At 47.0% G+C, this 25,361-nt stretch carries 23 protein-coding genes and 1 other annotated feature (1 of these 24 running past the window's edge); of the genes, 19 read left to right on the top strand and 4 right to left on the bottom strand.

Annotation, left to right across the window (positions count from 1 at the left end):
* The first annotated feature begins 17 nt into the window (after positions 1-17).
* Together ACI3E1_RS01215 and ACI3E1_RS01210 are read left to right on the top strand one after the other, a co-directional pair.
* Positions 18-2,117, top strand: a complete 2,100-nt coding sequence (locus tag ACI3E1_RS01215) for a PBP1A family penicillin-binding protein (protein ID WP_405023859.1) — start codon at positions 18-20, stop codon at positions 2,115-2,117.
* A gap of 51 nt (positions 2,118-2,168) precedes the next feature.
* Positions 2,169-3,128 carry a 3'-5' exoribonuclease YhaM family protein gene (locus ACI3E1_RS01210; RefSeq protein WP_405023858.1) on the top strand — a complete coding sequence of 320 codons (960 nt, stop codon included), beginning with the start codon at positions 2,169-2,171 and terminating at the stop codon, positions 3,126-3,128.
* A gap of 208 nt (positions 3,129-3,336) precedes the next feature.
* Here ACI3E1_RS01210 and ACI3E1_RS01205 read toward each other — a convergent pair whose 3' ends face one another.
* From ACI3E1_RS01205 to ACI3E1_RS01195, 3 genes are all read right to left on the bottom strand, one after another.
* A complete protein-coding gene (locus ACI3E1_RS01205; RefSeq protein ID WP_405023857.1) occupies positions 3,337-4,230 on the bottom strand; it encodes a peptidylprolyl isomerase in 894 nt (297 codons plus the stop codon).
* Between the two features lie 104 nt (positions 4,231-4,334).
* The gene (locus ACI3E1_RS01200; protein ID WP_405023856.1) at positions 4,335-4,571 is read right to left on the bottom strand and encodes a hypothetical protein; all 237 of its coding nucleotides are present in this window, start codon (positions 4,569-4,571) and stop codon (positions 4,335-4,337) included.
* Between the two features lie 2 nt (positions 4,572-4,573).
* Positions 4,574-5,002, bottom strand: coding sequence for an HIT family protein (locus tag ACI3E1_RS01195; RefSeq protein ID WP_405023855.1), 429 nt, complete (start codon positions 5,000-5,002; stop codon positions 4,574-4,576).
* A 99-nt stretch (positions 5,003-5,101) separates the two neighbouring features.
* Between ACI3E1_RS01195 and ACI3E1_RS01190 the strand changes: the two genes are divergently transcribed.
* The 5 genes from ACI3E1_RS01190 (at position 5,102) to ACI3E1_RS01170 (ending at position 9,886) form a co-directional block, all read left to right on the top strand.
* Complete coding sequence (locus ACI3E1_RS01190; protein WP_405023854.1) at positions 5,102-5,842, top strand: ABC transporter ATP-binding protein; 741 nt, start codon at positions 5,102-5,104, stop codon at positions 5,840-5,842.
* Positions 5,835-7,037, top strand: a complete 1,203-nt coding sequence (locus ACI3E1_RS01185; protein WP_405023853.1) for an ABC transporter permease — start codon at positions 5,835-5,837, stop codon at positions 7,035-7,037. The genes ACI3E1_RS01190 and ACI3E1_RS01185 overlap by 8 nt, the downstream gene beginning before the upstream one ends.
* 63 nt (positions 7,038-7,100) lie before the next feature.
* Positions 7,101-7,925, top strand: coding sequence for a phosphotransferase family protein (locus tag ACI3E1_RS01180; RefSeq protein WP_405023852.1), 825 nt, complete (start codon positions 7,101-7,103; stop codon positions 7,923-7,925).
* Between the two features lie 89 nt (positions 7,926-8,014).
* Positions 8,015-8,677, top strand: coding sequence for a tRNA (guanosine(46)-N7)-methyltransferase TrmB (gene trmB, locus ACI3E1_RS01175; RefSeq protein WP_405023851.1), 663 nt, complete (start codon positions 8,015-8,017; stop codon positions 8,675-8,677).
* 3 nt (positions 8,678-8,680) lie between these two features.
* The gene (locus ACI3E1_RS01170) at positions 8,681-9,886 is read left to right on the top strand and encodes an AbrB/MazE/SpoVT family DNA-binding domain-containing protein (RefSeq protein ID WP_405023850.1); all 1,206 of its coding nucleotides are present in this window, start codon (positions 8,681-8,683) and stop codon (positions 9,884-9,886) included.
* Here ACI3E1_RS01170 and ACI3E1_RS01165 read toward each other — a convergent pair.
* The gene (locus ACI3E1_RS01165) at positions 9,883-10,194 is read right to left on the bottom strand and encodes a hypothetical protein (protein ID WP_405023849.1); all 312 of its coding nucleotides are present in this window, start codon (positions 10,192-10,194) and stop codon (positions 9,883-9,885) included. The genes ACI3E1_RS01170 and ACI3E1_RS01165 overlap by 4 nt on opposite strands.
* A gap of 118 nt (positions 10,195-10,312) precedes the next feature.
* Between ACI3E1_RS01165 and ACI3E1_RS01160 the strand changes: the two genes are divergently transcribed.
* The 12 genes from ACI3E1_RS01160 (at position 10,313) to thrS (ending at position 25,217) form a co-directional block, all read left to right on the top strand.
* A complete protein-coding gene (locus ACI3E1_RS01160; RefSeq protein ID WP_405023848.1) occupies positions 10,313-10,633 on the top strand; it encodes a thioredoxin family protein in 321 nt (106 codons plus the stop codon).
* A gap of 18 nt (positions 10,634-10,651) precedes the next feature.
* Entirely contained in the window at positions 10,652-11,299 is a 648-nt protein-coding gene (gene ytpR / locus ACI3E1_RS01155) for a YtpR family tRNA-binding protein (protein WP_405023847.1), read from the top strand.
* A gap of 18 nt (positions 11,300-11,317) precedes the next feature.
* Positions 11,318-13,783, top strand: coding sequence for a DNA translocase FtsK (locus ACI3E1_RS01150; RefSeq protein ID WP_405023846.1), 2,466 nt, complete (start codon positions 11,318-11,320; stop codon positions 13,781-13,783).
* Positions 13,784-13,815: 32 nt separating this feature from the next.
* Positions 13,816-15,147 (top strand): UDP-N-acetylmuramate--L-alanine ligase, encoded by a 1,332-nt coding sequence (gene murC / locus ACI3E1_RS01145; RefSeq protein ID WP_405023845.1) that lies wholly within the window; start codon positions 13,816-13,818, stop codon positions 15,145-15,147.
* A gap of 105 nt (positions 15,148-15,252) precedes the next feature.
* The gene (locus tag ACI3E1_RS01140) at positions 15,253-15,960 is read left to right on the top strand and encodes a Bax inhibitor-1/YccA family protein (RefSeq protein ID WP_405023844.1); all 708 of its coding nucleotides are present in this window, start codon (positions 15,253-15,255) and stop codon (positions 15,958-15,960) included.
* Between the two features lie 104 nt (positions 15,961-16,064).
* A complete protein-coding gene (polA, locus tag ACI3E1_RS01135) occupies positions 16,065-18,725 on the top strand; it encodes a DNA polymerase I (protein WP_405023843.1) in 2,661 nt (886 codons plus the stop codon).
* An 11-nt stretch (positions 18,726-18,736) separates the two neighbouring features.
* Positions 18,737-19,570 (top strand): DNA-formamidopyrimidine glycosylase, encoded by an 834-nt coding sequence (gene mutM, locus ACI3E1_RS01130; RefSeq protein ID WP_405023842.1) that lies wholly within the window; start codon positions 18,737-18,739, stop codon positions 19,568-19,570.
* Complete coding sequence (coaE, locus tag ACI3E1_RS01125; RefSeq protein ID WP_405023841.1) at positions 19,571-20,200, top strand: dephospho-CoA kinase; 630 nt, start codon at positions 19,571-19,573, stop codon at positions 20,198-20,200. It abuts the gene before it with no gap.
* Positions 20,197-20,697 (top strand): transcriptional regulator NrdR, encoded by a 501-nt coding sequence (nrdR, locus tag ACI3E1_RS01120; protein ID WP_405023840.1) that lies wholly within the window; start codon positions 20,197-20,199, stop codon positions 20,695-20,697. The genes coaE and nrdR overlap by 4 nt, the downstream gene beginning before the upstream one ends.
* The gene (locus ACI3E1_RS01115) at positions 20,687-22,003 is read left to right on the top strand and encodes a DnaD domain protein (RefSeq protein WP_405023839.1); all 1,317 of its coding nucleotides are present in this window, start codon (positions 20,687-20,689) and stop codon (positions 22,001-22,003) included. Before nrdR ends, ACI3E1_RS01115 begins: the two co-directional genes overlap by 11 nt.
* A gap of 12 nt (positions 22,004-22,015) precedes the next feature.
* Positions 22,016-22,945: a primosomal protein DnaI gene (gene dnaI / locus ACI3E1_RS01110; RefSeq protein ID WP_405023838.1), complete on the top strand. Its 930-nt coding sequence runs from the start codon at positions 22,016-22,018 to the stop codon at positions 22,943-22,945.
* Between the two features lie 325 nt (positions 22,946-23,270).
* Positions 23,271-25,217, top strand: coding sequence for a threonine--tRNA ligase (gene thrS, locus ACI3E1_RS01105; protein WP_405023837.1), 1,947 nt, complete (start codon positions 23,271-23,273; stop codon positions 25,215-25,217).
* Positions 25,218-25,264: 47 nt separating this feature from the next.
* Positions 25,265-25,361 (top strand) — a sequence feature (ribosomal protein L20 leader region) (it continues 35 nt past the right edge of the window).

Raw genomic sequence — 25,361 nt, 5'->3', positions numbered from 1 at the left:
GGAGACGACGAGTATTCATGAAAAGGCAAACGGAACAACAGGGTAGTACTAGGTTTGGGCGGTGGTTCAAGGAAAAGTGGCATCGATTTCAACTCGGAAAGTGGCTCTTAATTATCTTTTTGAGCTGCTTTTTGATTGTGAGTGTTCGCCTCGTATATATTGCGAAGACGGCCCACGTGCGGGAATTAAAGAACGCGCTTGAACAGAATACTGTTATCTACGATGAAAACGGGAATAGAGCAGGAACGCTTTATTCTCAAAAAGGAACGTGGGAACCGCTTAGCCAAATTTCACCGAACATGCAAAATGCCGTGTTATCGACCGAAGATCGGAATTTTTATCATGAGTACGGTTTTTCAGTTAAGGGAATTGGGCGGGCAACCCTTTCGTATATCAAAAACCGCCTCCTTGGACGTGATTATATTAGTGGCGGGGGAAGTACCCTGACACAACAGCTGGTAAAGAATGCTTTTTTATCGCAAGAACAGACGTTTAGTCGGAAAGCAAAGGAGCTATTTATCTCCGTGCAGGTTGAAAACGATTATAGTAAGCGGCAAATATTTACAATGTACCTAAATAACGCTTACTTTGGAAAGGGCATTTGGGGGGTTGAGGATGCAGCCAAACGTTATTTTGGAGTGCATGCACGTGATTTAACCGTTCCCCAGTCGGCGGTGTTGGCAGGAATGCTAACAAATCCTAATGGGTTTAATCCGGTTGATCATCCCAAGGCTGCTTTGGCACGGCGCAACCTCGTTCTACAGTTTATGTACGAAAATCATAAATTGAATGCACATCAGATGCGTCAGTACCAGCGGACGCCGATTATTATTCGCGATACATACCGGTACCAGTCAGGATATAGGTATCCGTATTACTTTGACGCGGTAATTAATGAAGCACACCGGGACTATGGTTTATCCGAACAACAAATCATGAACCGGGGATACAAAATTTACACGAGTTTGAACCAAAACTACCAGCAACAACTGCAACGGAACTTTGCAAACCCTAGTTTGTTCCCGGTTAATCAGGACGGGGTAAAGGCACAAGGGGCAGCAGTTGCGATGAATCCTAAAACTGGTGGGGTAACGGCGGCTGTCGGTGGCCGACAGGGTGCCCATGTTTTCCGGGGATATAACCGGGCGACCCAGTTATCGCGCTCACCAGCATCAACAATGAAACCCATTGCGGTCTATTTACCAGCAATTCAAAACGGGTATCACTATGATTCGATGATTCCGGACCGAATTGAATCGTATGGGTCAAACCACTATACGCCGCATAACGGGAATAATGAATACGTTGGAAAGCTGCCGTTATACCTTGCTTTGGCGCAAAGTAAAAATACCAGTGCAGTATGGCTCCTTAACAGGATTGGTGTTCAGAAGGGGTATGCAATGGCAAGGAAGTTTGGGATTCCGGTCACCAAACGGGATGAGAACCTTACCTTGCCACTTGGTGGCTTGTCTAAGGGGGTCTCACCGTACCAGATGGCGGCGGCGTACTGTACGTTTGATAATGGTGGTGTGAAGGAGCAACCACACTTTATTACCAAAATTGTGGACGCGGATGGCCGCGTTGTGCGCCGAAAAAAACCACTCACGGCTAGACGACTGATGTCACGTCACGATGCTAACGTAATGACCAGTATGATGATTGATACCTATAAGGTAGGGGTTGGAAAGGACGCTAAGCCGACCGGGTATGAAATCGCCGGAAAGGACGGAACGGCGCAGGCGACAACTAAGGATGCGCCCCCGATGAGTCAAAAAGATTGTTGGTACATTGGTTATACACCAGACGTTGTACTGGCAACGTGGGTCGGGTTTGACAACGGAGCGCCATTTCCCATTACCGGCATGCGTAATGGGACGAGTCTTTTTAAACAGTCGATGGAAGACATTCTGCCATACACTGCTGGAACTAAGTTTACCGTAACGGATGCTGCAACGAAGATGCAGCGGCTTGATGCTGGCGATCGTGCTCAATCAACCGGGGAAGCAGGTTGGAGTCATTTTAAGACCCAACTTCAAAACGGATGGAGTCATATGAAAATGCAGCTTGGAAATTGGGGCAATGCCGCTAAAAACTATATTCAACGGTACATTCCGTAAGCGTAAAGGTGTTATGGGGATAAACTGTGCTCGAGGAAGGAAGGATAGGCCATGCAACGGAAGATTTATGATTATGCTGATGGGGATGAAGTTAACCTATTTATGGTAATTAAGGACGCTGATGTGCGGGTTGCAAAGAATGGTAATAAGTACATTGCCTTTACTTTTAGTGACCCGTCGGGAGCCATCACGGCGAAGTACTGGGATGCCCACCCAGATGAGATTGCCCGTTTTCAACCCGGAAGGGTTGTATTGGTTACCGGGAAAAGGGATGTGTACCAAGGAAAGCCACAAATTAAGCTGCGTCATCTTCGCTTGGCTAATACGAATGAACCAAATGACCCAGCAGCCTTTATTCCTGCTGCGCCGTGTTCACAAGAACAACTTGAGGAAGAAATCAATCAGTATGTTAAGGCAATTACGAACGCAAACTGGCGGCAAATTGTGGAGTTTATGTTACGGCAGTTTCACGATACCTTTTACACTTATCCTGCAGCTAAAACAAATCACCATGCCTTTTTAGGAGGTCTTGCATACCATACGGTTTCGATTTTACGTCTTGCCAGAGCGGTAGGAGAGCAATATCAGGATGTTCGCTGTGATCTGCTTTATGCAGGAGCAATTTTACATGATTTGGGGAAAACAATTGAACTGACCGGGCCGGTTGCAACGCAGTATACCGTTGCAGGGAATTTACTCGGCCATATCGTTTTGATTGATGAGCGGATTGTAGAAACGTGTGCGGCGCTTGGAATTGACCAGTATGATGAGGACGCACTCCTTTTGCGGCACATGATAATTGCTCATCACGGTCTGTTAGAGTACGGTTCACCCGAGCGTCCTGCCCTCCTTGAGGCTGAAATTTTACACCATCTTGACGATTTGGATGCAACCATTCAGATGGTGAAAGGGGCACTTTCTCAAACAGAACGGGGACAGTTCAGTTCCCGTGTCTTTGGCCTGGATAATAGGCGGTTTTACCGTTCACAACAGGGTAGTAATGATGATTAGTTATATGGGTGACGTGAAGGGTGAAGGAAAACGCATAGAAAAGAAGACGGGCACGAAGAAACCGGTTACCTGAATGAATTGTGGGCATGAACTTAGTGGTTAGCAACTTTTTAATTCAGTCCGCTTGTTTTGCATCAGATTATGCGGACATAATAAAAAGGCTGAGACTTTATTAAAGTCTCAGCCTTTTTATTACTAATAATTGGGGTTACTGTGGATTTTGTTGTCCACCAATATAGTTAGAAAGAATGTTCTTAAGATCCTTATCCTTAATTTGAACATTTCCGTTCTTAAGAACCTTTTGGGCAACCCGTTGCAGGGTGGTTTGATTATTCATCTGTTCGTCAATAATCTGGTTTTGTAATGCTTGCTTGTGGTTAGCCATCTTTCCCTTTGCTGGATGTTTGATGCAGTAAATAATGACATAACCATAGTCCGTTTTAACAGGTTTTTCAGTAAACTTACCCGTCTTTAACCCAAAAGCGGCGTTCTTAAACGTGTTATCTAGTCCGGATGTTTCGTTATTAAACGGCGGTAACTTTCCACCGTTATTCTTTGTTTGGTTATCAATAGAATTCTTTTTTGCCAGCTTTGAGAAGTTAGCGTACGTTCCGTTTTGTTTTAGCTGGTTAATGATGTTATTAGCATCATCTTCGTTTTTAACCACAATTCGGGCAACCGTGATGTTGGGCTGGTACTTCTTCCATTGCTTCTTAAGCATTGATGGGGTGATGGTTGTATTAGCTTTTACCGCGGCCCGTAAAAGAAGATTCGACCGTAACTGTTGTCTAAAAGTTGCCTCCGTTAGGTTCTGCCGTTGTAAAACGGTATCGAAATTTTGACCGTAACGCTTTTTGTAAGCATTAAATTCGCTGGCGACCTGTTTTTGGGTAACCTGTTTACCGTAGTCCTTCTCAAGCACTTTGGTAAGAATCATTTGTTGAAGCACCTGCTTGCCAGCAGGGGTTTGCTTCATCTTATCGTAGTACTGTTGTTCGGTAATCTTCCCACCGGAGGTTGTTGCAACTGTTTTTGAACACGATGCAAGACCGAGTGACATGAGGACGGCCGCTGCGCCGACCAGCCATTTCTTTTTTGTCATTCTATTGTTCACATCCTAACTTAGTTAATAAGTAACGCTCTCATGGTACCATAATCGTCCTTTATTGAGTACGGTTAAAACGAAAGTTTGACTAATGTTTAGTTTTATTTGCTGCTGTCTAAAGATGATGGGAAGGAGCAAAATTGGTGCCAGGCATGCTTCATTGCTTGGGTATCATTAATCACATCCTTCCCCGCAGTTATTAATTGTTGAAAATCACGACCTAAAATGCGAAGCCGAATTGCTTTTTTGGCAACTGTGCGGCTAATTTCATTCCGGTAGTGATAGCCTCCCAACAGGAGAGCCCCCCCAATTAACCCAGTTGTAAGTGGATGTTTCATGGTTAATCCTCCAAGTGAACTTTGATGTTATCAGCAATTCGTTGTAAATCAGCGTTCGTGTATTTATCCGTATTATCCTTAAACTTCATTGCAAAATCATCGTGGTCGGTGTACCGGGGGATAAAGTGAATGTGGGAATGGAACACTGATTGATAGGCCACCTTACCGTTATTATTAACAATGTTTAATCCCTGAATGGTGGGATCGGAAGCCTTGATTGCCCGGGCAATCAGGGGAACACGGCGAAAAACGTCCTGGGAAAGTTGGTCGTCATATTCAAAAATATCGCGTACGTGCTTTTTGGGAACAAGGAGAGTATGTCCGGGTGTTCCCTGTGAAATGTCAAGAAAAGCCTTAACCTGATCGTCTTCATACACCGTTATACTTGGAATATCACCGTTAATAATTTGACAGAAAATGCAGTCATCCATTCTTAAACGCCACCTTATTAGTTTTGTTTCCATTATACACTAGTGGCTTTCGTTGCTGTGATATAATTCAAACGACAACATTGGAAGGAGTCAAACGGCATGGTACTTGAAGTAGATAATCTTATAGGAGGGTATTCCCGCATCCCGGTGCTTAATGGAATTAGTTTTAAGGTGGCTGCTGGTGAATTAGTGGGGTTAATTGGCTTGAACGGTGCTGGTAAGTCGACAACCATTAAACATATCATTGGGCTTCTTCAACCACATTCGGGAACAATCAAGGTTGCGGGGATAACGGCTACAACTGACCCTGCCACATATCACCGCCAAATTGCATACCTCCCGGAAACACCGGTATTATATCCGGAATTAACATTACGAGAACATATTGAAACAACGATTAAGGCGTACGAGCTTGATGAAAAACAGGCATGGGAGCGTGCTTGTCGGTTACTTACAATGTTTCGGTTAACTGACCGTCTTGACTGGCTGCCGGTTAATTTTTCAAAGGGAATGCGGCAAAAGGTAATGATTATCTGCGCGTTTATTACGGATGCCAAGTTATTAATTGTTGACGAGCCGTTTTTGGGGCTTGATCCCGTTGCAATTCACGATTTTCTTGCATTAATTAAGGAAAAACAACAACGCGGGACGGCTGTCCTGATGACTACGCACGTGTTACCAACTGCCCAACGGGTGTGCGATCGGTTTGTTTTTATTCAAAAAGGTCGGATGCAGGTAACGGGAACGTTAGCAACAATCCGCGCGCAGCTTGCAATGCCTGATGCAAGTCTAGAGGAGATTTATTTGCACCTCAATCGGGAGGCGATTCATCATGGATAAGGTGTGGCACCAACGACTAGCCGCTTATCATAAAGAATTATTTCGGTATGCAAAGTACATTTTTAATGATCACTTTATCATTGCAGTGCTTTTTTTATTGGGCGGATTTGGTTATGAATACGCCCAGTTACTTCAAGGACCCGTAACCCACCGGCTTCAGTGGGGTGCTTTTCTTATTACTATTTGTTGTGTGGTGATTACTATCAATTTTGGGCGCTGGATGACGTTAATGAAACCTGCTGATTGGGTCTTTCTCCGGCCAGAAACTGTTCGAATGAACCAGTACCTCCGACCAGCATGGAGATATAATCTGGCAGTCGGATGGGGCGTTCCGTTATTAGGCGGCATTATTGTGACACCGTTGTTGCACTACGTTTGGGGAGTGTCTCGGGGGTCTATGGTTTTCTTTATCGCGGGGTTAATTATTATGCATGAGGTGATAATTACTGCGGGGTATCATGAAAGTATGTTACCTAATGAACCTGGATGGCAAAAGCAGCTTATTTTTAAGGGGATACTCCCCGTAGTAAGTGGGCTACTGATGTTGGTTAGTCCATGGGTGGCGCTCATAATTGTCCTTACCTGGTTGGGAGGTGGGCTTACCTTAGCGCGACAGCAAGGAATGATTCAGTGGCAGCAAGCCATTATAACCGAACAACACCGAATGCAGCGGTTATACCGCATTATTAACCTGTTTGTGACTGTTCCGCAAGTGGCAGTTCGGGCTCATCGGCGGCGGTGGGCTGACGGGCTGGTTCGGCTGCTTGCAGGTCAAGATGCAATGCAGGGATTAGTTGCCCGGGCGTTTGTGCGGAGCGGTGATTACCTGGGAATGTTTATCCGCTTGCTACTGGTAGGAACTGTGGGGGTAACGGTAGTTCATAACGGGTGGTTAGCCATTGCTCTTGCAGTGATCATCAACTATTTGATTATTTTTCAATTATTTCCGTTAGAGCACCACTTTGATGATACTGTTTTTGTGCGAATAACGCCGGTGCTGTGGGCACAGCGAGGAAGGGCGGTTCGGCGCGTGCTTTCACGGTTGTCTTGGGTTCCGCTAGTTTGTTTTATGGGAGCGATACTATGCGGAACGCGGGACTTGGTCCTTGCTGGATTAAGCGGTGTGTTAATTGCGGTAGAAAATTATTTGTTAAGCGCGTTATTTCAACGGTTTCGTGGTAGAAGAAACGCTTGACATGGACATAACAAGTTTGTAGACTAATTGTGGTTATTTGACGTTGATAAGGAGCGGTGCCGGATGGACTTTGAATTGGATGACGGGTGGCAGGTCCTTCCGATTAAGGGTGACACTGGAACGGCCTACATGGGGATTAAACAGGACCAGCGGATTTTTTTAAAACGGAATCCGTCACCGTTTCTTGCGGCTCTCTCAATTGAGGGGATTACGCCCCGGCTGATTTGGACTCGGCGGACAACTTCGGGTGATACGTTAATTGCTCAGAAGTGGTTGAATGGTCGGTGTCTCACTAAGGAAGAGATGAAGACCTCACGGGTACGACGGTTATTGTACCGGGTGCACCATTCCGATATTTTACGCAGCATGCTTCGGCAAGTCGGTGGTCAAGTACTAACGCCGAGTTCTTTTTTAAGAAAGGTTCTTGCTGAATTAACGGTTGATCTTCAAGAACATCCGTTAATTCAGCAGACGGTTACGCTTCTTCAAACAGAAATTCCGCGAACGGTTAAGCAAAATTACCGGGTTTGTCATACTGATTTAAATCACAGAAATTTATTGTTATCAGAAGTGGGTCAGCTTTACCTGGTTGATTGGGATCATGCCATTATTGCAGATCCAGCAATTGATTTAGGAATGTTATTAGCCGATTATGTTTCCCTTGGTCAGTGGGATGATTGGTTGACAGGGTATTACGGTCACTTTCCAAATCGGGTTTGCCGGCAAGCGGTCTTTTGGTATGCCACTGGGGCGCTTGTTCAACGGATTGCAACGACGCATCATGCGGGGCGGTACCATGAGATGAATCAGGCGCTCCTTCTTCTTAAAAGGGTTGCGCCGCTTTTAGCGGAGCAAGGTTCTGGGTACCACACGCCGGGTATCAGCTAAGTGGATTGTTTAGTGGAATGATGAAAGCTCCCTCCATTTGTTTGGATCGGAGCTTTCCGTGTTTTAATAATTGGATTTAAGGAGAAATTATGCGGTTAAAAAATAAACCTTGGGCCCGGCCGTTAATTGCGGCTAATCCCCAGTACGTTGTAACGGAACCAGCAAAGTTGCGCGGGACTTGGCAAACCCGTTTTGAGCGGCCAGCGCCCCTTTACCTTGAATTAGGAATGGGGAAAGGACGGTTTATCGTTGAAACGGCTAAGCGCCATCCGGAAAATAACTATATTGGCATTGACCTGCAGCCGGTAGCAGTTGGAATTGCTTTAAAAAAGCAGTTGGATGCTCAGTTACCTAACTTGCAGTTGGTTGTTGCTGACGGCGCTGCCCTAACAAGTATTTTTGCTCCGGCGGAGTTAACGGGAATGTACTTAAACTTTTCTGATCCGTGGCCTAAGAACCGACATGAAAAACGACGGTTAACGTACAAAACATTTCTAGCACAGTACCAGCAAGTCGTTGCCCCGGGGGGGTACCTTGAATTTAAAACGGATAACCAAGGGTTGTTTGAATATTCGCTTACCAGTATGAATAACTTTGGATTACACTTTGAACGGGTATGGCTTGATCTGCACGCCGATTCGGAAGTAACGGATAACGTTATGACCGAGTACGAAGAACGGTTTAGTAGTAAGGGACAACCAATTTATAAATTAGTTGTTCGGTTTCCGGTTAAAAAGGAACGGAGCATATGATAGATGAAGGAAAGACAAGGAACAATTAATTTGCCGGCGACGGTTTTATCGCGGATTGGCGTATCACCAGGTGATCAGGTAATGGTAACGGTGGATGGGAACCGGCAGCCTGAACTTCGTGTGCGGCCCCTTCGTTCTGCTGAAAGTCGGTTAGCACCGTTGTACTATTTAATTCCGGCGGTAATTTGTGCACTACTTTTTTTAGGCTATTTTAGTGGCTACCGGCATATTCACCAGGTTCCGCTTGCAGGACAGTGGTCGATTGCAAGTGGGACAATTTTACTGGGAATTGCGAGCGGGACTTTGGTTTTTGGGGGGACGTATTTGCGCCGGCGCCATGAAATTCAGCAGTGGCTCGGGAAGGGGCTTTATTGGCGAAGCATCATTACGATTATGGCTTCGTTTATTATGTTGTTGGGAATCGGGTTAGTAGCTGCTTTTTGGCTAGCGGCAACCTTTTTTAAGGGTCTTCATTTTGGGATGGGGACCGCAACACTCATAGTTTTCTTAGTGACAGCGGTGGTAAATTACTTGATGATCCGGACTGCTGCGGGAATTGCGCCAGCCGTTATTTTTCGGCTGTTGGTGCTTGTCCTCTTTGCAGGGGCGTCCCTATCAATTGTTTCTAATAGTGATAAACGCTGGTGGCAGTATAACATCAGCTTTTTGGGCTCTAATCGTGCAAGTGATAGTTGGCAGTTTAACATTACGCTGGTTGTGGTTGCGCTGTTAATGGTATGTTTATTTGACTACCTTTTTTCTGCACTTCAACTGAAATTAGGGTTTCGATGGCGCACGGTGATTTTACATTGTTTGTTGACGGCGTTTGCGCTTTTTTTAGGGGCAATCGGAATTTTTGCAAACAACGGCGGAGTTATGCATGAGCTGCATATTCGGGTAGCGGCTGACGCAATTTACACGTTACTATTAGCGATTGTGCTGATTCGTGTATTGCTCCCTGAAAGCCCCCGTAACTTTCAACTTCTTTCGTATGGTCTGGGAATTGGGTTGTTTGGGACGGCATTTTTATTTCAGGGAATTCATTATCTCTCCCTAACGGCATTTGAAATTATTGAGTTTTTGATGGTTCTCGGATGGCTACTTTTGTTTTTTCAGGTTTTAGAGGACTTAGTTAGTGATACGAATGACGTGTACGTGGTTACGATTCAGCCAATGCACCAAAATGATGATACCAGTTGGGATGATTAATCAAGTGGGGTGAGGGTAAGAACGTGGCCGGTGGTTGCGTCAGCAACAAATGAGTAGGTTTTTAATTGTCCTTTTTCGTCACGGGTAATTCCGCCGTAGAAGCGGTGTCGGGGAGCAGTTGCGGGTGAAGCAACCGTTTCTTCTTCAATCCATGAACCTACAATGGGAGCCTGTTTTCCTAGTTGGGCCTTAACGGTTTTTAAGACCCGGTTAGCGGCAGAGTGCTGTTTTTGCTGGATGTGTTTAATAATGCTGTAGCCTGTGATTGCTAGGATTCCGCAGCCGATTAAAAATGTTCTTCTTTTCATAATGATTTCCCCCAAGAATGTTGCTGTTTTTATTGTAGCATGAACGGAAAGGAAAATTGTAATTTAGGGAAGAACAGGGTAGAGTAAGGGAAGATAATTAGTTTTAGGAGGAAGGCTCATGGAAAAGCTTACCCAAATGAACTTGCAAACGTTGGAGCAGCAGTTAGTAAGCGGGACGACCGTGCTCTTTTTTACGGCTGACTGGTGCCCGGATTGCCAGTTTATTAAACCTGTGATGCCAGAAATTGAACAGGAATTCTCTCAGTACCGGTTCGTTTTAGTCGACCGGGATGAAAACATTGATTTGTGTGCCGAACTTGGGATTATGGGGATTCCAAGCTTCGTGGTTTATCGTGACGGGGTAGAGGTTGCCCGGTTTGTTGACAAAAACCGAAAAACGAAGGAACAAGTTGAACGCTTTTTACGTAAGATTGGTTGAACGAAGGGAACGATTAAATTGTTAATTTCTTGTTATAACCCCCAAGAACTTGGGGATGTCCTAATGGTAGTTACGGGGCAAACGCGCGGAAAGCAGCGGGTAACTCAGCACGGCAATGTTGTGCGGATTAGTGATGCAAAGACTGATGCAACCCTCGGCTACAATTTTTGGCATGCCCGGAATGTTGTTTCTGGATTAACAGGTCGAGGTCAGGTTCAACTGACGGTTACTCAGGTTGAAGAGTTAAACCGGGCGCTTGCGGCGGTTGATTTTGAAGCGAACCTCGCCGTTGATGATACCCCTAAGTTTGTGGTGGGCTATGTTGAAGAGATGAAAGCCCATCCTGATTCTGATCACCTGCACGTGACTGAAACCCGGGTTGATGATGGTAATGTTTTGCAAATCGTTTGTGGTGCGCCTAACATTGCCGCCGGTCAGATCGTTGTGGTAGCTAAGGTGGGAGCAATGATGCCAAACGGGGTAATTATCTGGCCCGGAAAATTGCGCGGGGTTGCTAGTGACGGAATGATTTGTTCAGCCCGGGAACTAGCGCTTCCAAACGCGCCCCAAAAACGCGGAATTTTAGAATTGCCGGCGGATCAATTTACTGCTGGTGAACCGTTTGATTTTAAAAAGGGCGCCATGGTTTTAAAGGCACAAGCTTAGTTTTTGAGGAAGGAAACGATGAGGATGGAACACTATGATGGTCCTGCTTTTTTAAAGCAAGAAAAGCAGGCGCACACGCGGAAACGCCGGTCAGCGTCCCGGTCAGGCCAGTTTAGTCGGGCGCCCCGCACGCAGTTTCAGGGGCAAGAATACCACCGGCATGCTTTCCGGCCGAAGTATGTTCCACCGGCCCAATCACGGACTAAAATGACGGAGAAGTCTCCTGAGCAGCTTGTTGAGCGAATGATGGCCGATAAGGAAAATTATTTCTTATTTGGTGAACGGGAAGCCGCTGATGAACGGTTACCGTTGTTGACGGGAAGATCAACCCAGTCAGCGGTAAAGGAAACAGCGGTTCACCCTGAATCAGAAGTACAGGAATCATTGCCATCGGTTCAAGAACAGGCTCGGCTGGCCCACCAACACCTTCGGCCGCGCACCTCGGAAAAAACAACTAGTGTTGGGGATGCAGCCACACAAAAAGAGGAGAGCCACCAGCACCGCGCTCACGGGCGGCTTCATCCCCAACAGGTCCGACGGTTAAGTCAAACTCTTGGAACAGCAAGTGATTTGGACTACGATGGTCCGGCAATTACCCGGAAAGAAGCCGCGCAGTCTTCGACTGATAATTATGATGGTCCGGCGATTACCCGCCAGAAGAAATCCAATGGGACGGCAACTTCAGATAGAAACACCGTATCCCAGGTTAGTGAGGCGCCGGCAGGTCATCTTGATAGTGAGTTACTTGATTCTGATATTTCGTCCAAATTAACCCCTAAGCAGGTGGGGAAGCCGTTGGATGACGATTCATTGAATACGGTAACCGTTCAGGAAGTAAGTAACGGTACTGAAGCTCACCGTAATCATGAGCATTCAGTGCATACTGAAGAACCAGCTGATATTCCGTATTTTAAGCCGGCGCCAGAGGAACCGTCTTCGCGGATGGAGATGACTGACGATTCTGCTAAGGCTTCGACGAATCTTGAAAATTCCGCGAATGTTTCGGATGTTCAGCCCTCAGTTTCGCACAATCCAGCTGTTCAAACAAAAACAACGGTTCCCATTCAGGGATACGAATATCCCCGGCCTGAACTGTTACCGGACCCAGTGCTTGAGGGGGATCCTTCGATGGATGAGTGGGTCATGCACCAGATTGATGTGTTAAACGAAACCCTTCAGGCCTTTCACGTTGATGCGAACGTGAGTGATTGGACGGTTGGACCAACGGTAACGCAGTTTGAAGTAACCCTAGGGCGGGGAGTGCGGGTTAATAAGATTGCCAACCTTGCCGATGATTTAAAGTTAGCCCTGGCTGCGAAGGATATTCGGATTGAAGCGCCAATTCCGGGAAAGAGTAGCGTAGGCGTGGAAATTCCCAATAAACATTCCCGGCCCGTTCTCCTGTCAGAGGTTCTTCGTTCCCAGAAGTTCCAGGAGGCGGATTCTCCGTTAACGGTTGCGTTAGGGGTGGATTTGTTTGGGCAACCACAGATTACTGATCTTAAAAAAATGCCCCATGGGTTAATTGCCGGGGCAACCGGTTCAGGAAAATCAGTTTTCATCAATAGCATGTTGATTTCGTTGCTGTATAAGGCTAATCCAGCGGAGGTTAAGCTACTCCTTATTGATCCTAAGGCGGTTGAAATGGCACCATACCACGATATTCCGCACCTGTTGGCCCCCGTTATTTCTGATCCTCAGGCGGCGGCTGCAGCCCTTCAATGGGCAGTTAATGAAATGGAAGAGCGGTACCAACGACTTGCTGCAAGCGGGACGCGGAACATTGAGGCCTTTAATGCCAAAGCAGAGACGCAAGGTAAGTTTGGGCTGAAGATGCCGTATATCGTAATTGTGATTGATGAGTTAGCCGATCTGATGATGGTCGCGTCCTCTGAGGTGCAAGATTATATTGCCCGGATTACGCAAAAGGCACGGGCAGCAGGAATTCACCTGATTATCGCAACGCAACGGCCGAGCGTTGACGTGGTCACCGGAACAATTAAAAACAACATTCCAACTCGCATTGCGTTCATGGTTTCAAGTCAAGTTGATTCCCGGACAATTCTTGATTCTGCTGGGGCCGAGCGGCTTCTTGGACGCGGAGATATGCTTTATCTTGGAAACGGGGCTAGTCAACCAATGCGGCTTCAAGGAACGTTTGTGGAAAATGAAATTGATGCTATTACGGACTTTGTGCGCCAGCAGGGAAAACCGCAGTACGCGTTTGATCCTGAAGGATTAAAATCAGCGGTAAATGAATCGGCGGTTCACGATGAACTGTTTCCGCGGGTGCTCGAATACCTTGTTAACGAAGACACGATTTCAACGTCGAAGTTGCAGCGGGTCTTTTCAATTGGGTATAATCGGGCTGCGAACATCGTCGATGACCTTGAAAAGGAACGGTATGTTTCCCCCGCGCATGGTTCGAAACCGCGGGATGTATACGTTACCGAAGAGACGGTGGCCGAACGGACAAATGATTAGTTAAGTGATAATAAGAGAGGGACAACTAAGTTATGAAAATGGATACAACGTATTTTTTTGTGGGAATTAAAGGAACTGGAATGAGCTCACTTGCACTGATTTTACACGATAAGGGGTGCAAGGTGCTTGGATCAGATATTGATAAATATACCTTTACCCAGCGGGGGCTTGAACAGGCAGGAATCGAAATTCGGAGTTTTGATGCTACCAATATTCAACCAGGAATGACGGTAATCCGGGGGAACGCCTTTGGGGATGACCAGGTTGAAATTGCTCGGGCCCATGAGATGGGGCTTCCGGTTAAAACGTACCCAGAGATGGTGCAGGACGTTATTGCTGAAACCACAAGTATTGCCGTTGCTGGGGCACACGGGAAAACTAGTACTACCGGGCTGCTTGCTCACGTTTTAAGTGGTGTTTCTCCTACTAGTTATTTAATTGGGGATGGGACCGGAAAGGGAACACCTGATCCCCGGTTTTTTGTTGTGGAAGCTGACGAGTACCGGCGGCATTTTGTGGCTTACCACCCGGATTACACGATTATGACCAACATCGATTTTGATCATCCGGATTACTTTACAGGAATTGCTGATGTGCGGGATGCCTTTGAAACGCTGGCTAACCAGACAAAGAAGTGTATTTTTGCGTGGGGAGATGACGCCAACCTTCGGCAATTAGAAACAACAACCCCAATCCATTATTACGGGTTAAACGACACGGATGAGTTTCACGCCAAGAACATTAAGCGGACGATTAAGGGGTCGACCTTTGATGTCTACCGGGAAGATGAATTTTTAGGAACGTATACCATTCCGTTATTTGGGGAGCACAACGTCCTTAATAGTTTAGCCGTAATCGCCGTGGCACAGATGGAAAAGATTGGGCATGATGAAATTGAAAAGGAACTCATGACCTTTAAGGGGGTTAAGCGGCGGTTTACCGAAAAGAAAGTGGCGGATATGGTAATCATTGATGATTACGCGCACCACCCCGCTGAAATTAAGGCGACAATTGATGCAGCCCGGCAGCAGTACCCTGATAAAAAGATTATTGCGGTCTTTCAACCCCATACGTTTAGCCGGACAATTGCGTTATTGGATGACTTTGCCACTAGTTTGAATTTGGCTGATCAGGTATACCTCACCGAAATTTTTGGGTCAATTCGGGAAAAAACGGGGAACGTCTCTGCGGTTGATCTTGGGAAAAAGATTACTAAGGGAGGCACCTTACTGCAGCTTGATAATATGTCGCCACTGCTTGATTACCATAATGGCGTGGTTATTTTTATGGGTGCGGGTGATATTCAGAAGTATGAGCTGGCATACGAAAAGCTTCTTAGTACGTTAAGCTTAAATAATAACTAAAACCCTCATTTTCGCTAATGTGGGATGCTTCTAGTAGGTAGTTGTTCGGAAAATGTGCTATGCTCCTCTTTACGAAGATAAATTTAAGTGAAGGGAGTAAGAAAATTGAACGAACCAGTAATTGATACGCAAACCCAGCAGGGATTGAATCATTTTTTAGTACGGGTGTACTCGTACATGGCCGCTGCGTTAGTAGTTTCCGCTGTTGTTGCTGGACTAGTTGCCACACGGTGGGGGAATGGAGTGAACGAATATTTGGGGAGTCATCCGGTAATCTACTTGGGGTTGATTGCCCTCCAATTTGGAATGGTGTTTGCCCTGTCATTTAATCCCCAGCGGTCACCGATTGTTAGCGTAAGTTGTTTGTTTATTTTTGCGGCACTTGAGGGGCTGTTCTTTAGTTCATTGCTTACCGTTTATGCAGCAACCAACGTGACAATGGCATTTGTTGCTGCAGCGGTGATGTTTGGAATACTTGCTTTTTTGGGCACAACAACTACCAAAAACCTTGCAGGCTGGGGGCGGCAGGCGTTTGCGGCGTTAATTGCGATGGTGATTATTTCGTTGGTTAATTTGTTTTTGCATAGTTCGTTGGTAGTGATTATTTTGTCCTTAATCGGGGTTGTGGTTTTTGGCATTTTGTCAGCGTGGGATGCCCAGCGAATTAAACAGATTTACTTTCAGCTCGGCGATGAAGTCGCCCAAACAAGCGGGATTGTTATGAGCGCAGCGTTGCAGTTGTATCTCGACTTTTTGAATCTTTTCTTGGAGTTGCTTAATATCTTTACGTTATTTACTAATAATCGTAGTTAATTTGTTTAGGAATATAAAACCCGTTGCGTTGTAGCAACGGGTTTTATTGTAGTTTGAAATTTTGCTAAAATGAGACTGACAAGTTTATGAAACGAGGGATTGGTATGGCGGCACCAGTTAAGAAACTTTTATTGATCGACGGGAACAGTATTACCTTCCGGGCGTTCTTTGCCTTAAGTCACTCCGGTCACGGTTTTTCAACTAAGGGTGGCTTAAATACAGCGGCTGTTCTAGGGTTTAAGAATATGCTCGACCATATGTTAGCGGCGGCCCAGCCAACGCACGTTTTGGTTGCGTTTGATGCTGGTAAAAAAACTTTTCGGACAAAGATGTACGGGGAATACAAAGGAGGACGAGCAAAAACGCCGCCAGAACTGCTTGAACAGTTTCCATACATTAAGCGGCTAGTGGAAGGGTACGGGCTTCATCATTACGAGCTTACAAATTATGAAGCTGACGATATTATTGGAACTCTTGCTAGGCAGGCTGATGATGCTGGTTTTACCACGACAATTGTGACTGGCGATCGCGATTTAACCCAACTTGCTACCGCCCAAACAACGGTTGCGGTTACCAAGCGGGGAGTGACTGACGTGGAGTACTACACGCCAACGCACGTTGCCGAAAAGTATGGGCTTATCCCGGAACAAGTTATTGACATGAAAGCCTTGGCGGGAGATAGTTCGGATAATTATCCGGGAGTTACTAAAATTGGGGAAAAGACTGCAATTAAACTGTTGAAACGGTATAAATCGGTGGCAGGAATTTACGCGCACTTTGATGAAATAAAGGCGTCAAAAATGAAAGAGCACCTCGAAGAGGACCGGGAAACGGCCTTCTTGTGCCGGGATCTTGCAACCATCAAACGGGATGCACCAATTGAAGTGACAATTGAAGATACGGTGCGTTTATCGCAGGATACAGCCGCATTACGTACACTTTACCAGGAATTAGAATTCAACCGGGCCCTAAGTGAATTAGCATCGTCTGGGGATGAACTTGAGCGCCCCCAAGAAGAGGAAGTGGCCGTTTCACCCCTGACGCTGGATAAAGTTGCGCATCTTCCAGTTACGAAGCGGGTTGCATTATACGTCGAATTAGGCGGGGCTAACTATCACCGGGCGCCGTTTGAAGGGTGTTGTTTGGCTGTCGCGGGAAAGTACTACGTTACGCGCGACTGTACGGTACTGGCCAGTTCAACCTTGCAAGAATATTTAAAGCAGGTCATCGTCGATGTTTTTGACGCGAAGCGCACAATTGCCGCGATGCACCGGCTAGGGGGGCAGCTGCCAACGATTGGGTTTGACCTGCTTCTTGTATCGTATCTGTTGGATTCAAGCCAGAATAGCAATGATCTGGGAATTATTGCGCAGCAGCACGGGAACTACACCGTCCAGCCTGATGAGGCGGTTTACGGTAAAAATACTAAGCGGCGGGTTCCTGATGATGATGAACAATTCTTCCAACACCTCGCCCATAAGGTGCAGGCGATTGAGGAATTACGGGCGCCATTGATGACCGCACTCGCTAAGCATCAGCAAGAACACCTGTACACAAAAATTGAGTTACCGCTTGCTCAGGTGTTAGCCCAAATGGAGATTGATGGTGTGCGGGTTGATCAGCAACGGCTGACGGAACTGGGAAGTACTTTTACCGAGCGGGTAGCAACGCTTGAGCAGCAGATTTGTCAGGAAGCTGGTGAGGAATTTAACATTAACTCGCCCAAGCAGCTTGGTCATATTTTGTTTGAAAAGCTTAACCTGCCGGTAATCAAGAAGACGAAGACGGGCTATTCAACTGCGGTTAGTGTGTTGGAAAAACTGCGGGGAATGGCGCCCATCGTTGATCATATTTTGGAATACCGGCAGTGGAATAAGTTGAAAACAACTTATGTTGATGGCCTGATGAAGGTTCTTTTTCAAAATGACAGTAAGGCCCACACGATTTATACCCAAACGCTGACGGCAACGGGGCGCCTTTCGTCGGTTGACCCGAATTTACAAAATATTCCGGCCCGTGGTGATGGGCGGATTATCAGACAGGCCTTTGTTCCAAGCCAGAAGGGGTGGCAGATCTTTTCTTCAGATTATTCTCAAATTGAATTACGGGTGTTGGCCCACATTTCAGGGGATAAAAATATGCAGCAGGCATTTAAGGAGGACTTGGACGTTCACGCTAACACAGCCATGCGTATTTTCGGGCTTGATAGTCCTGAAGATGTTACTCCGGAAATGCGCCGGCAGGCCAAGGCGGTAAACTTTGGTATTGTCTATGGAATTAGTGACTACGGGTTAGCGCAGAACATCGGGATTAGTCGGCGGCAGGCTAAGCAGTTTATTGAAACATACTTTGCGGAGTTTCCGGGGGTGCATGAGTATATGCAGCAAGCGGTTGCCTTTGCCCGGAAACACGGGTACGTGGAAACACTATTGCACCGGCGGCGGTACCTTCCGGATATCAAAGCGCATAACTTTAATCAGCGGTCCTTTGCTGAAAGGACGGCAATGAACAGCCCAATCCAGGGGAGTGCGGCGGATATTATCAAGGTAGCAATGATTAATATGCACAAGATGTTACGAAAGCAGCACCTGCAGGCACGGATGCTGATGCAGGTTCATGATGAGCTGCTGTTTGAGGCTCCAAGTCAAGAAATTCCGCAATTACGAAAATTTGTTCCTCATGTGATGGATGCGGCCGTGTCGCTTGACGTTCCGTTAAAGGTTGAGAGTGCCGTAGGTGATACGTGGTATGACGTTAAGAAATAGGAGGAAGCAAGATGCCAGAGTTACCAGAAGTTGAAACGGTTCGGCGCGGGATTAATGCCTTAGCGGCTGGGCGGACAATTACGCACGTTGACGTACTTTACCCGAAGATGATTATTGGTGACGTGGAAGAATTTAAACGTCAGCTGGTGGGGAAAAAATTAATGACGGTTGACCGACGGGGAAAGTATCTACTTTTGCGGTTTAGCGGAGATAAAACGGTTGTCTCGCATCTCAGAATGGAAGGAAAGTATTACGTGAAGGCGGAAGGAACGCCGGTTGAAAAGCATACGCACGTTTTATTCCACATGGATGATGGGCAACAACTCCGGTATAACGATTCGCGAAAATTTGGGCGGATGCAATTGGTTGCTACCGGGAAGGAGATGACGTTACCCGGAATTAAAAAGCTAGGGATGGAGCCGTTTTCTGAAACGTTTGCTGTGGACCAGTTTATACCCCGAATGAAAAAGAAGAAAAAGATGATCAAACCGGCGTTGTTAGATCAGACGGTTGTGACCGGGTTAGGTAATATTTACGTTGACGAATGTCTGTGGTTAAGTAAGATTCATCCGGAAACGCAGTGTGTAGTGTTGACAGATGATGAATTACGCCGACTTCACGATAACATTATTACGGAAATTGATCATGCGATTGATGCGGGGGGAACAACGATTCGGTCATATACGGATGCTTTCCAGCATGAGGGGGGGTTTCAACTTAAACTGCACGTTTATGGGCGGCAGGGAACGCCGTGTGATCGGTGTGAAACATTGATTGAGAAGGTTAAGGTCGGTCAACGGGGAACGCATTTTTGTCCGCACTGTCAGGTTAAGAGGGTGAATTAGATGACCTACGTTCTTGGTTTAACCGGCGGAATTGCAAGTGGGAAATCCACCGTGAGTGCGCTGTTTCGGCAACTAGGGATCCCTGTGATTGACGCTGACCAGGTGGCCCGGAACGTGGTAGCTCCGGCAACTTCGGGATTAGAACGGATTAAAATGGTGTTTGGCGCGGAAATGGTTACCGCTAACGGTCAGTTGGACCGGGCTCGTCTGGGAAACCTTATTTTTGCACACCCGCAGGACCGGCAGCGCTTGGATGCGATTATAGCACCGCTTATCCGGCGGCAAATTACGGCACAACTTGTTAGTGCACAAAAGCACCGAAAAGCGATGGTTGTGTTGGATGCTCCCTTGTTGATTGAACAGCATTACGGTGAATTATGTGACGGAATTATGGTGGTGAGCGTTACGCCGCCAACGCAGTTGAAGCGGCTTATTTTACGGGACCATTTAAGTGTCCAGGCGGCTCGCCAACGAATTGCCGCGCAGATTAGCGATAGTGAGCGGCAGCGCTTTGCTACGGTCGTGGTTGATAATAACGGTGAAGTTGAAGCAACGCGGCGGCAGGTGATAGAATGGTTACAAACTAATGGTTGGGAAGAATTAGCCAGTAAACGGGGTGAAAGCAGATGAAGTGCCCGAATTGTCAATCACAAAGCTCGCGTGTTGTGGATAGCCGGCCGGCTGATAGTGGGCGGGCAATCCGGCGCCGCCGGGAGTGTGAAAAATGCGGTTACCGGTTTACCACTTTTGAACGGATTGAGGTCACGCCGTTGTTGGTGGTTAAGAAGGACGGCGCCCGTCAGGAATTTAGTCGTGATAAGGTGATGCGGGGAATTATGCGTGCCACTGAAAAACGGCAGATTAGCAGTAAGCAAATTACTGCAATTGTTGATAAGGTTGAGGCGCGGGCACACGCGGTTAATGGTAACGAAATTTCAAGTCAACAAATTGGCGAGTACGTGATGGAAATTCTTGCTGACGTGGATGATGTTGCGTACATTCGGTTTGCCAGTGTTTACCATGAATTTAAGGATATGCAGTCATTTGCGGCGGAACTTAATGACCTGCTAGGGCGGGAAGCCCGGCGAAAAGAACGGGCCGCAAAGGAGCAGAAGGATGATCAATAAGAAGTGTGATGTGACAGCGGGAACACCGTACCGCGTTCAAATCCCTGCGCGCCTTCAGCCGGACGATTTAGCAATAGTGGGGGACCTTTACTTACCCCTGATTGGAGCGCTTGCCAATGCATTGTATCATCAATTAGCTGGGACCCAGAAGGAATCTTCTCGCCGCCACAGTGTACTCTTAATCGCGCTCGGAAATGTCGCGCCGCAAGACTTATTTGCGGCCCGATGTCGTTTAGAGGCGCTAGGATTGTTACGAACGTTTCAGATGACAGAACATGAAACCCGGATATTAAGTTATCGGGTTCTTCGCCCGGTAACGCCTGCTCAGTTTTTTGCTGATGATCTTCTCAGTGGGCTGTTGCTGAGTTGGATTGGAGCTGATGAATTTAATCGATTGTTAGAAAAGTGGGTCCCTAACCCACCACTGCCAGCGGGGACAGAAACAACTGCTCAGTTAACGGAGGTATTTGATATGCCTGCTTCGGAGCGGTTGCACGCTCCCCGGGAGGCTGGGGATGAAAATCAGCTCCACACTTTAGGAGCAGCAATTGATTACCAGCAACTTGATCAATTATTAGCGCGGTCTTACGTTGACCGGCAACAGGTGGCCCAAAATAAGCAGCGGATTGACGCGCTGGTAACGTTATATGGGTTGGACGAGTTACAGGTGAAGGAGCTGCTTGAGCAGGCGACTAATTTGGAAACAAACCGGGTTAATTTTGAACAAGTAAAAGCCCTTGCGGCAGAGCAGTATGCTGGCCCCCGTCCGGCAAGTCCTGTAGCTCCGGCAACCACAATTAAGGCGACCGCTGACCATCAGCTTTCCGCTACGGATCAACAATTGGTTCAGGCTGCTCAGATGTATGCGCCGATGGAGTTTTTGGCAACTTTAAAGGAGCAAAATCATTCCTTTATTGCGCGGTCGGAACGGCAAACACTTGAGCGGGTAGTTAAGTACCAAAAATTACCACCAGCGGTAGTTAATATTTTGATTCACTACATTATGGTCGATCAGGGAAATGACATGTTGCCGGCACCATTGTTTGAGGCAATTGCGGCTGACTGGGCTAGCAAGCGGATTGATGCGCCAGCGAAAGCTATTTGGCAAGCGCGCCACTTTAATCAGCAAAAACAAGCGAAGAAACAATCTTCCAAGCGGCGGTCCCGCCGGTTGGTTCAAAAAGAAAACCTGCCAGCGTGGGCCCGATCGGACAATGCGCATCCTTCCCAGCAAGCACCGAAAAAGAAGGACAAGGCAGCGTTGGATAAGCAGCGTCGTGAACTACTTAACCAGCTGCGGTCGTAAGGAGGGGTCCAGATGGAGCCAATTGCAAATGAATTAAACCGGCGTTTTAAAAGTCATCCAGAATTTCGTCAGCGGTACCAGCAATTAATTGATACAACGTTGAAGGATGAGGATGTACGCCGTTTCTTAGAAGCGCACCGGGATGAACTTGCTCCGAAAACGGTTGATCGCGGGATGAGCAAACTGTACGAATTTGTTCAAACGAAAAAGGCGCTTGCTGTGGGGAAACCAGTTGCTTTGCCAGGTTATCTTCCCCGCCTCGTTCTTAGTAAGCATCAAATTGAAGTGCAATACGTTCCAAGTGACCGTTTGCAGGCTCAGCGTGCAGAACGGGCCCGGCGACACCGGGTGATGCTGTATGGAATGCCTAAGAGTATTGCCGCTGCAGATTTAACAACCTATGTTCCTGATAACCGAGAAGAGGCCTTAAATGCGGCTATTAAGTTCACGGTGGATTATGAAGCGGCGCCTACGCAGTTTCACAAGGGATTATACTTAGCGGGCAGTTTTGGTGTTGGGAAGACGTATTTGCTGGGTGCAATTGCTAACGAGTTGGCAAAGCACGGGTTTAAAACGACCATGGTGCACGTACCCACGCTTGCAACCATGATGCGAGCGGCGATTGATAAGCACAAAACAAACGATTTGCTCGCGACGGTGAAGGCCACGCCAGTCTTGATGCTGGATGATTTAGGCGCAATGGCAATGAGCAGTTGGTTCCGGGACGAGATTTTTGGGGTGATTTTGGAGTATCGGATGCAGCAGGAGCTGCCAACCTTTTTCAGCGCTAACATTACCATGGATGAGCTTGAAAAAAATTATTTGGCAGTGAATACCCGGGATGAAGTTGAACCACTCAAAGCTAAACGGCTGATGGAGCGGATTCGGTTTTTAGCAACTGAGTATGACTTAGTTGGAAAAAATTGGCGAAATCCCTCATAAGTTCTTGCGTTCATATTAAGATGTGTTAGAATAGCCGTAAGTTAGCTTAGAAGCTAGCAATGGGACAAACGGAAACATTGAATTCAGGGAGTGGGGTCGTGACTGAAAGCCTCACAAAACGATGGTTCTTACCACCCATGGGTTTCGCGGAATCAACCGCGACGTTACCGTGCGTTATGCGGGTAAATGAGGAGGCCAAGGCCTTAAAGATGGGTGGAACCACGTTAAAAGACGTCCCTAGGATAGTATCCTAGGGACGTCTTTTTTATTAATGTTTTTGTTTGGAGTTATTAGTAATTTTCAAGTTATTAGGGAGGAAAAAGTTATGGCAACGGTTAATCTTGAATTTCCCGATGGGAACAAAAAAGAGTTTGATGCGGGGATTACTTCGCTTGAAGTCGCTAAAGATATTAGTGTTAGTCTTGGAAAGAAGGCGGTTGCAGGAAAGTTAAACGGTAAAGTGCTTGATTTAAGCGCGCCGATTACAATGGACGGAAAGATTGAAATTATTACGAAGGATGACGAGCAAGATGCGCTTCCGGTTGTCTGGAATACGGCGGCCGTTGTTTTAGGAGCGTGCTTAAATAAGCTATACCCGGAAATGCATTTTGGTGATAGTGGAGTGACAGAGCACGGATTCTTTGTTGATACGGATAACGCTGCGGGTCAGGTTGCGGAAGCCGATTTTGAAAAAATCAGCGCTGAAATGGATGCTTCCATTAAAGGAAACGTTGCGGTTGAACGGGTTGAACTGGCAGAAGATGATCTTCTAGCCCAGTTTGCTGATGACCCGTACCGGAAAGAGTTAGTTGCTGAAAAGGCAGTTGACGGGGTGGTTATTGCCCACCGGTTAGGCGACTATGTTGACCTTTCCGTCGGGGCTTGCCTCCCATCAACGAAGCTGATTAAGGCGTTTAAGATTCTTTCTGTTGCCGGTGCTTACTGGAAGGGGATGTCCAGTAACCCGATGCTGCAGCGGGTATACGCAACGGCGTTCTTTAAGCAAAAGGATCTGGAGGCTGAATTAAAGCGGCGTCAGGAGGCCCGCGAACGGGATCACCGGGTAATCGGTAATAAGCTTGACTTGTACTTCGTTGATCCAAAAGTTGGAGCTGGCTTACCTTACTGGATGCCAAAGGGTGCAACGATTCGGCGGACAATTGAACGCTACATTATTGATAAGGAAGTAGCGGATGGTTATCAGCACGTTTACACGCCGGTTCTGATGAACTTAGACGCTTACAAGACGTCTGGTCACTGGGCACATTACCGGGAAGATATGTTCCCGCCAATGGACATGGGCGATGGTGAATTCCTTGAGCTACGGCCGATGAACTGTCCATCCCATATTCAGATTTACAAGCATCATATCCGGTCATACCGGGATCTGCCAATGCGGATTGCCGAAATTGGGATGATGCACCGGTACGAAAAATCAGGAGCCCTTTCTGGTCTTCAGCGGGTGCGGGAAATGGAATTAAACGATGGCCACACGTTTGTTGCGCTGGACCAAATTCGGGAAGAGTTTGCTAAGATTCTTCGCTTGATCATGGACGTTTACAAGGACTTTGATATTACGGATTACAGTTTCCGGTTGAGTTATCGGGACCCGAAGAACACCGAAAAGTATTACGCTAACGATGAAATGTGGGAGAAGGCCCAATCAATGTTGAAGGGGGCCATGGATGACCTCGGCTTAGATTATTACGAGGCTGAAGGAGAAGCAGCCTTCTACGGCCCAAAGTTAGATATCCAGACTAAGACGGCTCTTGGTAATGAGGAAACGATGTCGACAATCCAGTTGGACTTCATGTTACCGGAGAAGTTTAACCTCACATACGTTGGCCAGGATGGTGAGGAACACCAGCCGATTATGATTCACCGGGGCGTTGTTGGAACGATGGAGCGGTTCATCGCGTACCTGACTGAAATCTACAAGGGAGCTTTCCCAACGTGGCTTTCACCGGTTCAGGTTGAGTTAATTCCGGTTAAGAACGATCTTCATATGGATTACGCAAACGAGCTGCGCTCTAAGTTGATTGCCCATAACATTCGGGTTGAAATTGATGACCGGAACGAAAAGATGGGCTACAAGATCCGGCAAGCACAGGTTAACAAGGTACCGTACACCCTGGTTCTGGGGGACAAAGAAGTTAACGACGGCAACGTGACGGTTCGGCGGTACGGCGAAGAAGAAACGGCTACCATGACGTTTGATGAGTTTGTTGGTAAACTAATGCACGACATTGAAACATACAGTCGGGAAGATTAATCTCTTCCTTGACAGCTGAAGGAAACTTCGATATCCTTTAGAGGTTGAGAAAAAAGCAGAGGCACTCGCTTCTCGCCTAGGGGACAAGGGTCCCCGGGCAGAATTACGATATTAATTCCGGTTAACCGGGCGAACGGGTGCGCT

The sequence above is a fragment of the Ligilactobacillus sp. LYQ139 genome (assembly GCF_045033025.1).
Classification (GTDB): domain Bacteria; phylum Bacillota; class Bacilli; order Lactobacillales; family Lactobacillaceae; genus Ligilactobacillus.
The sequence above is the reverse complement of the archived record's forward strand: the minus strand, read 5'-3'. Positions and strand labels throughout refer to the sequence as shown.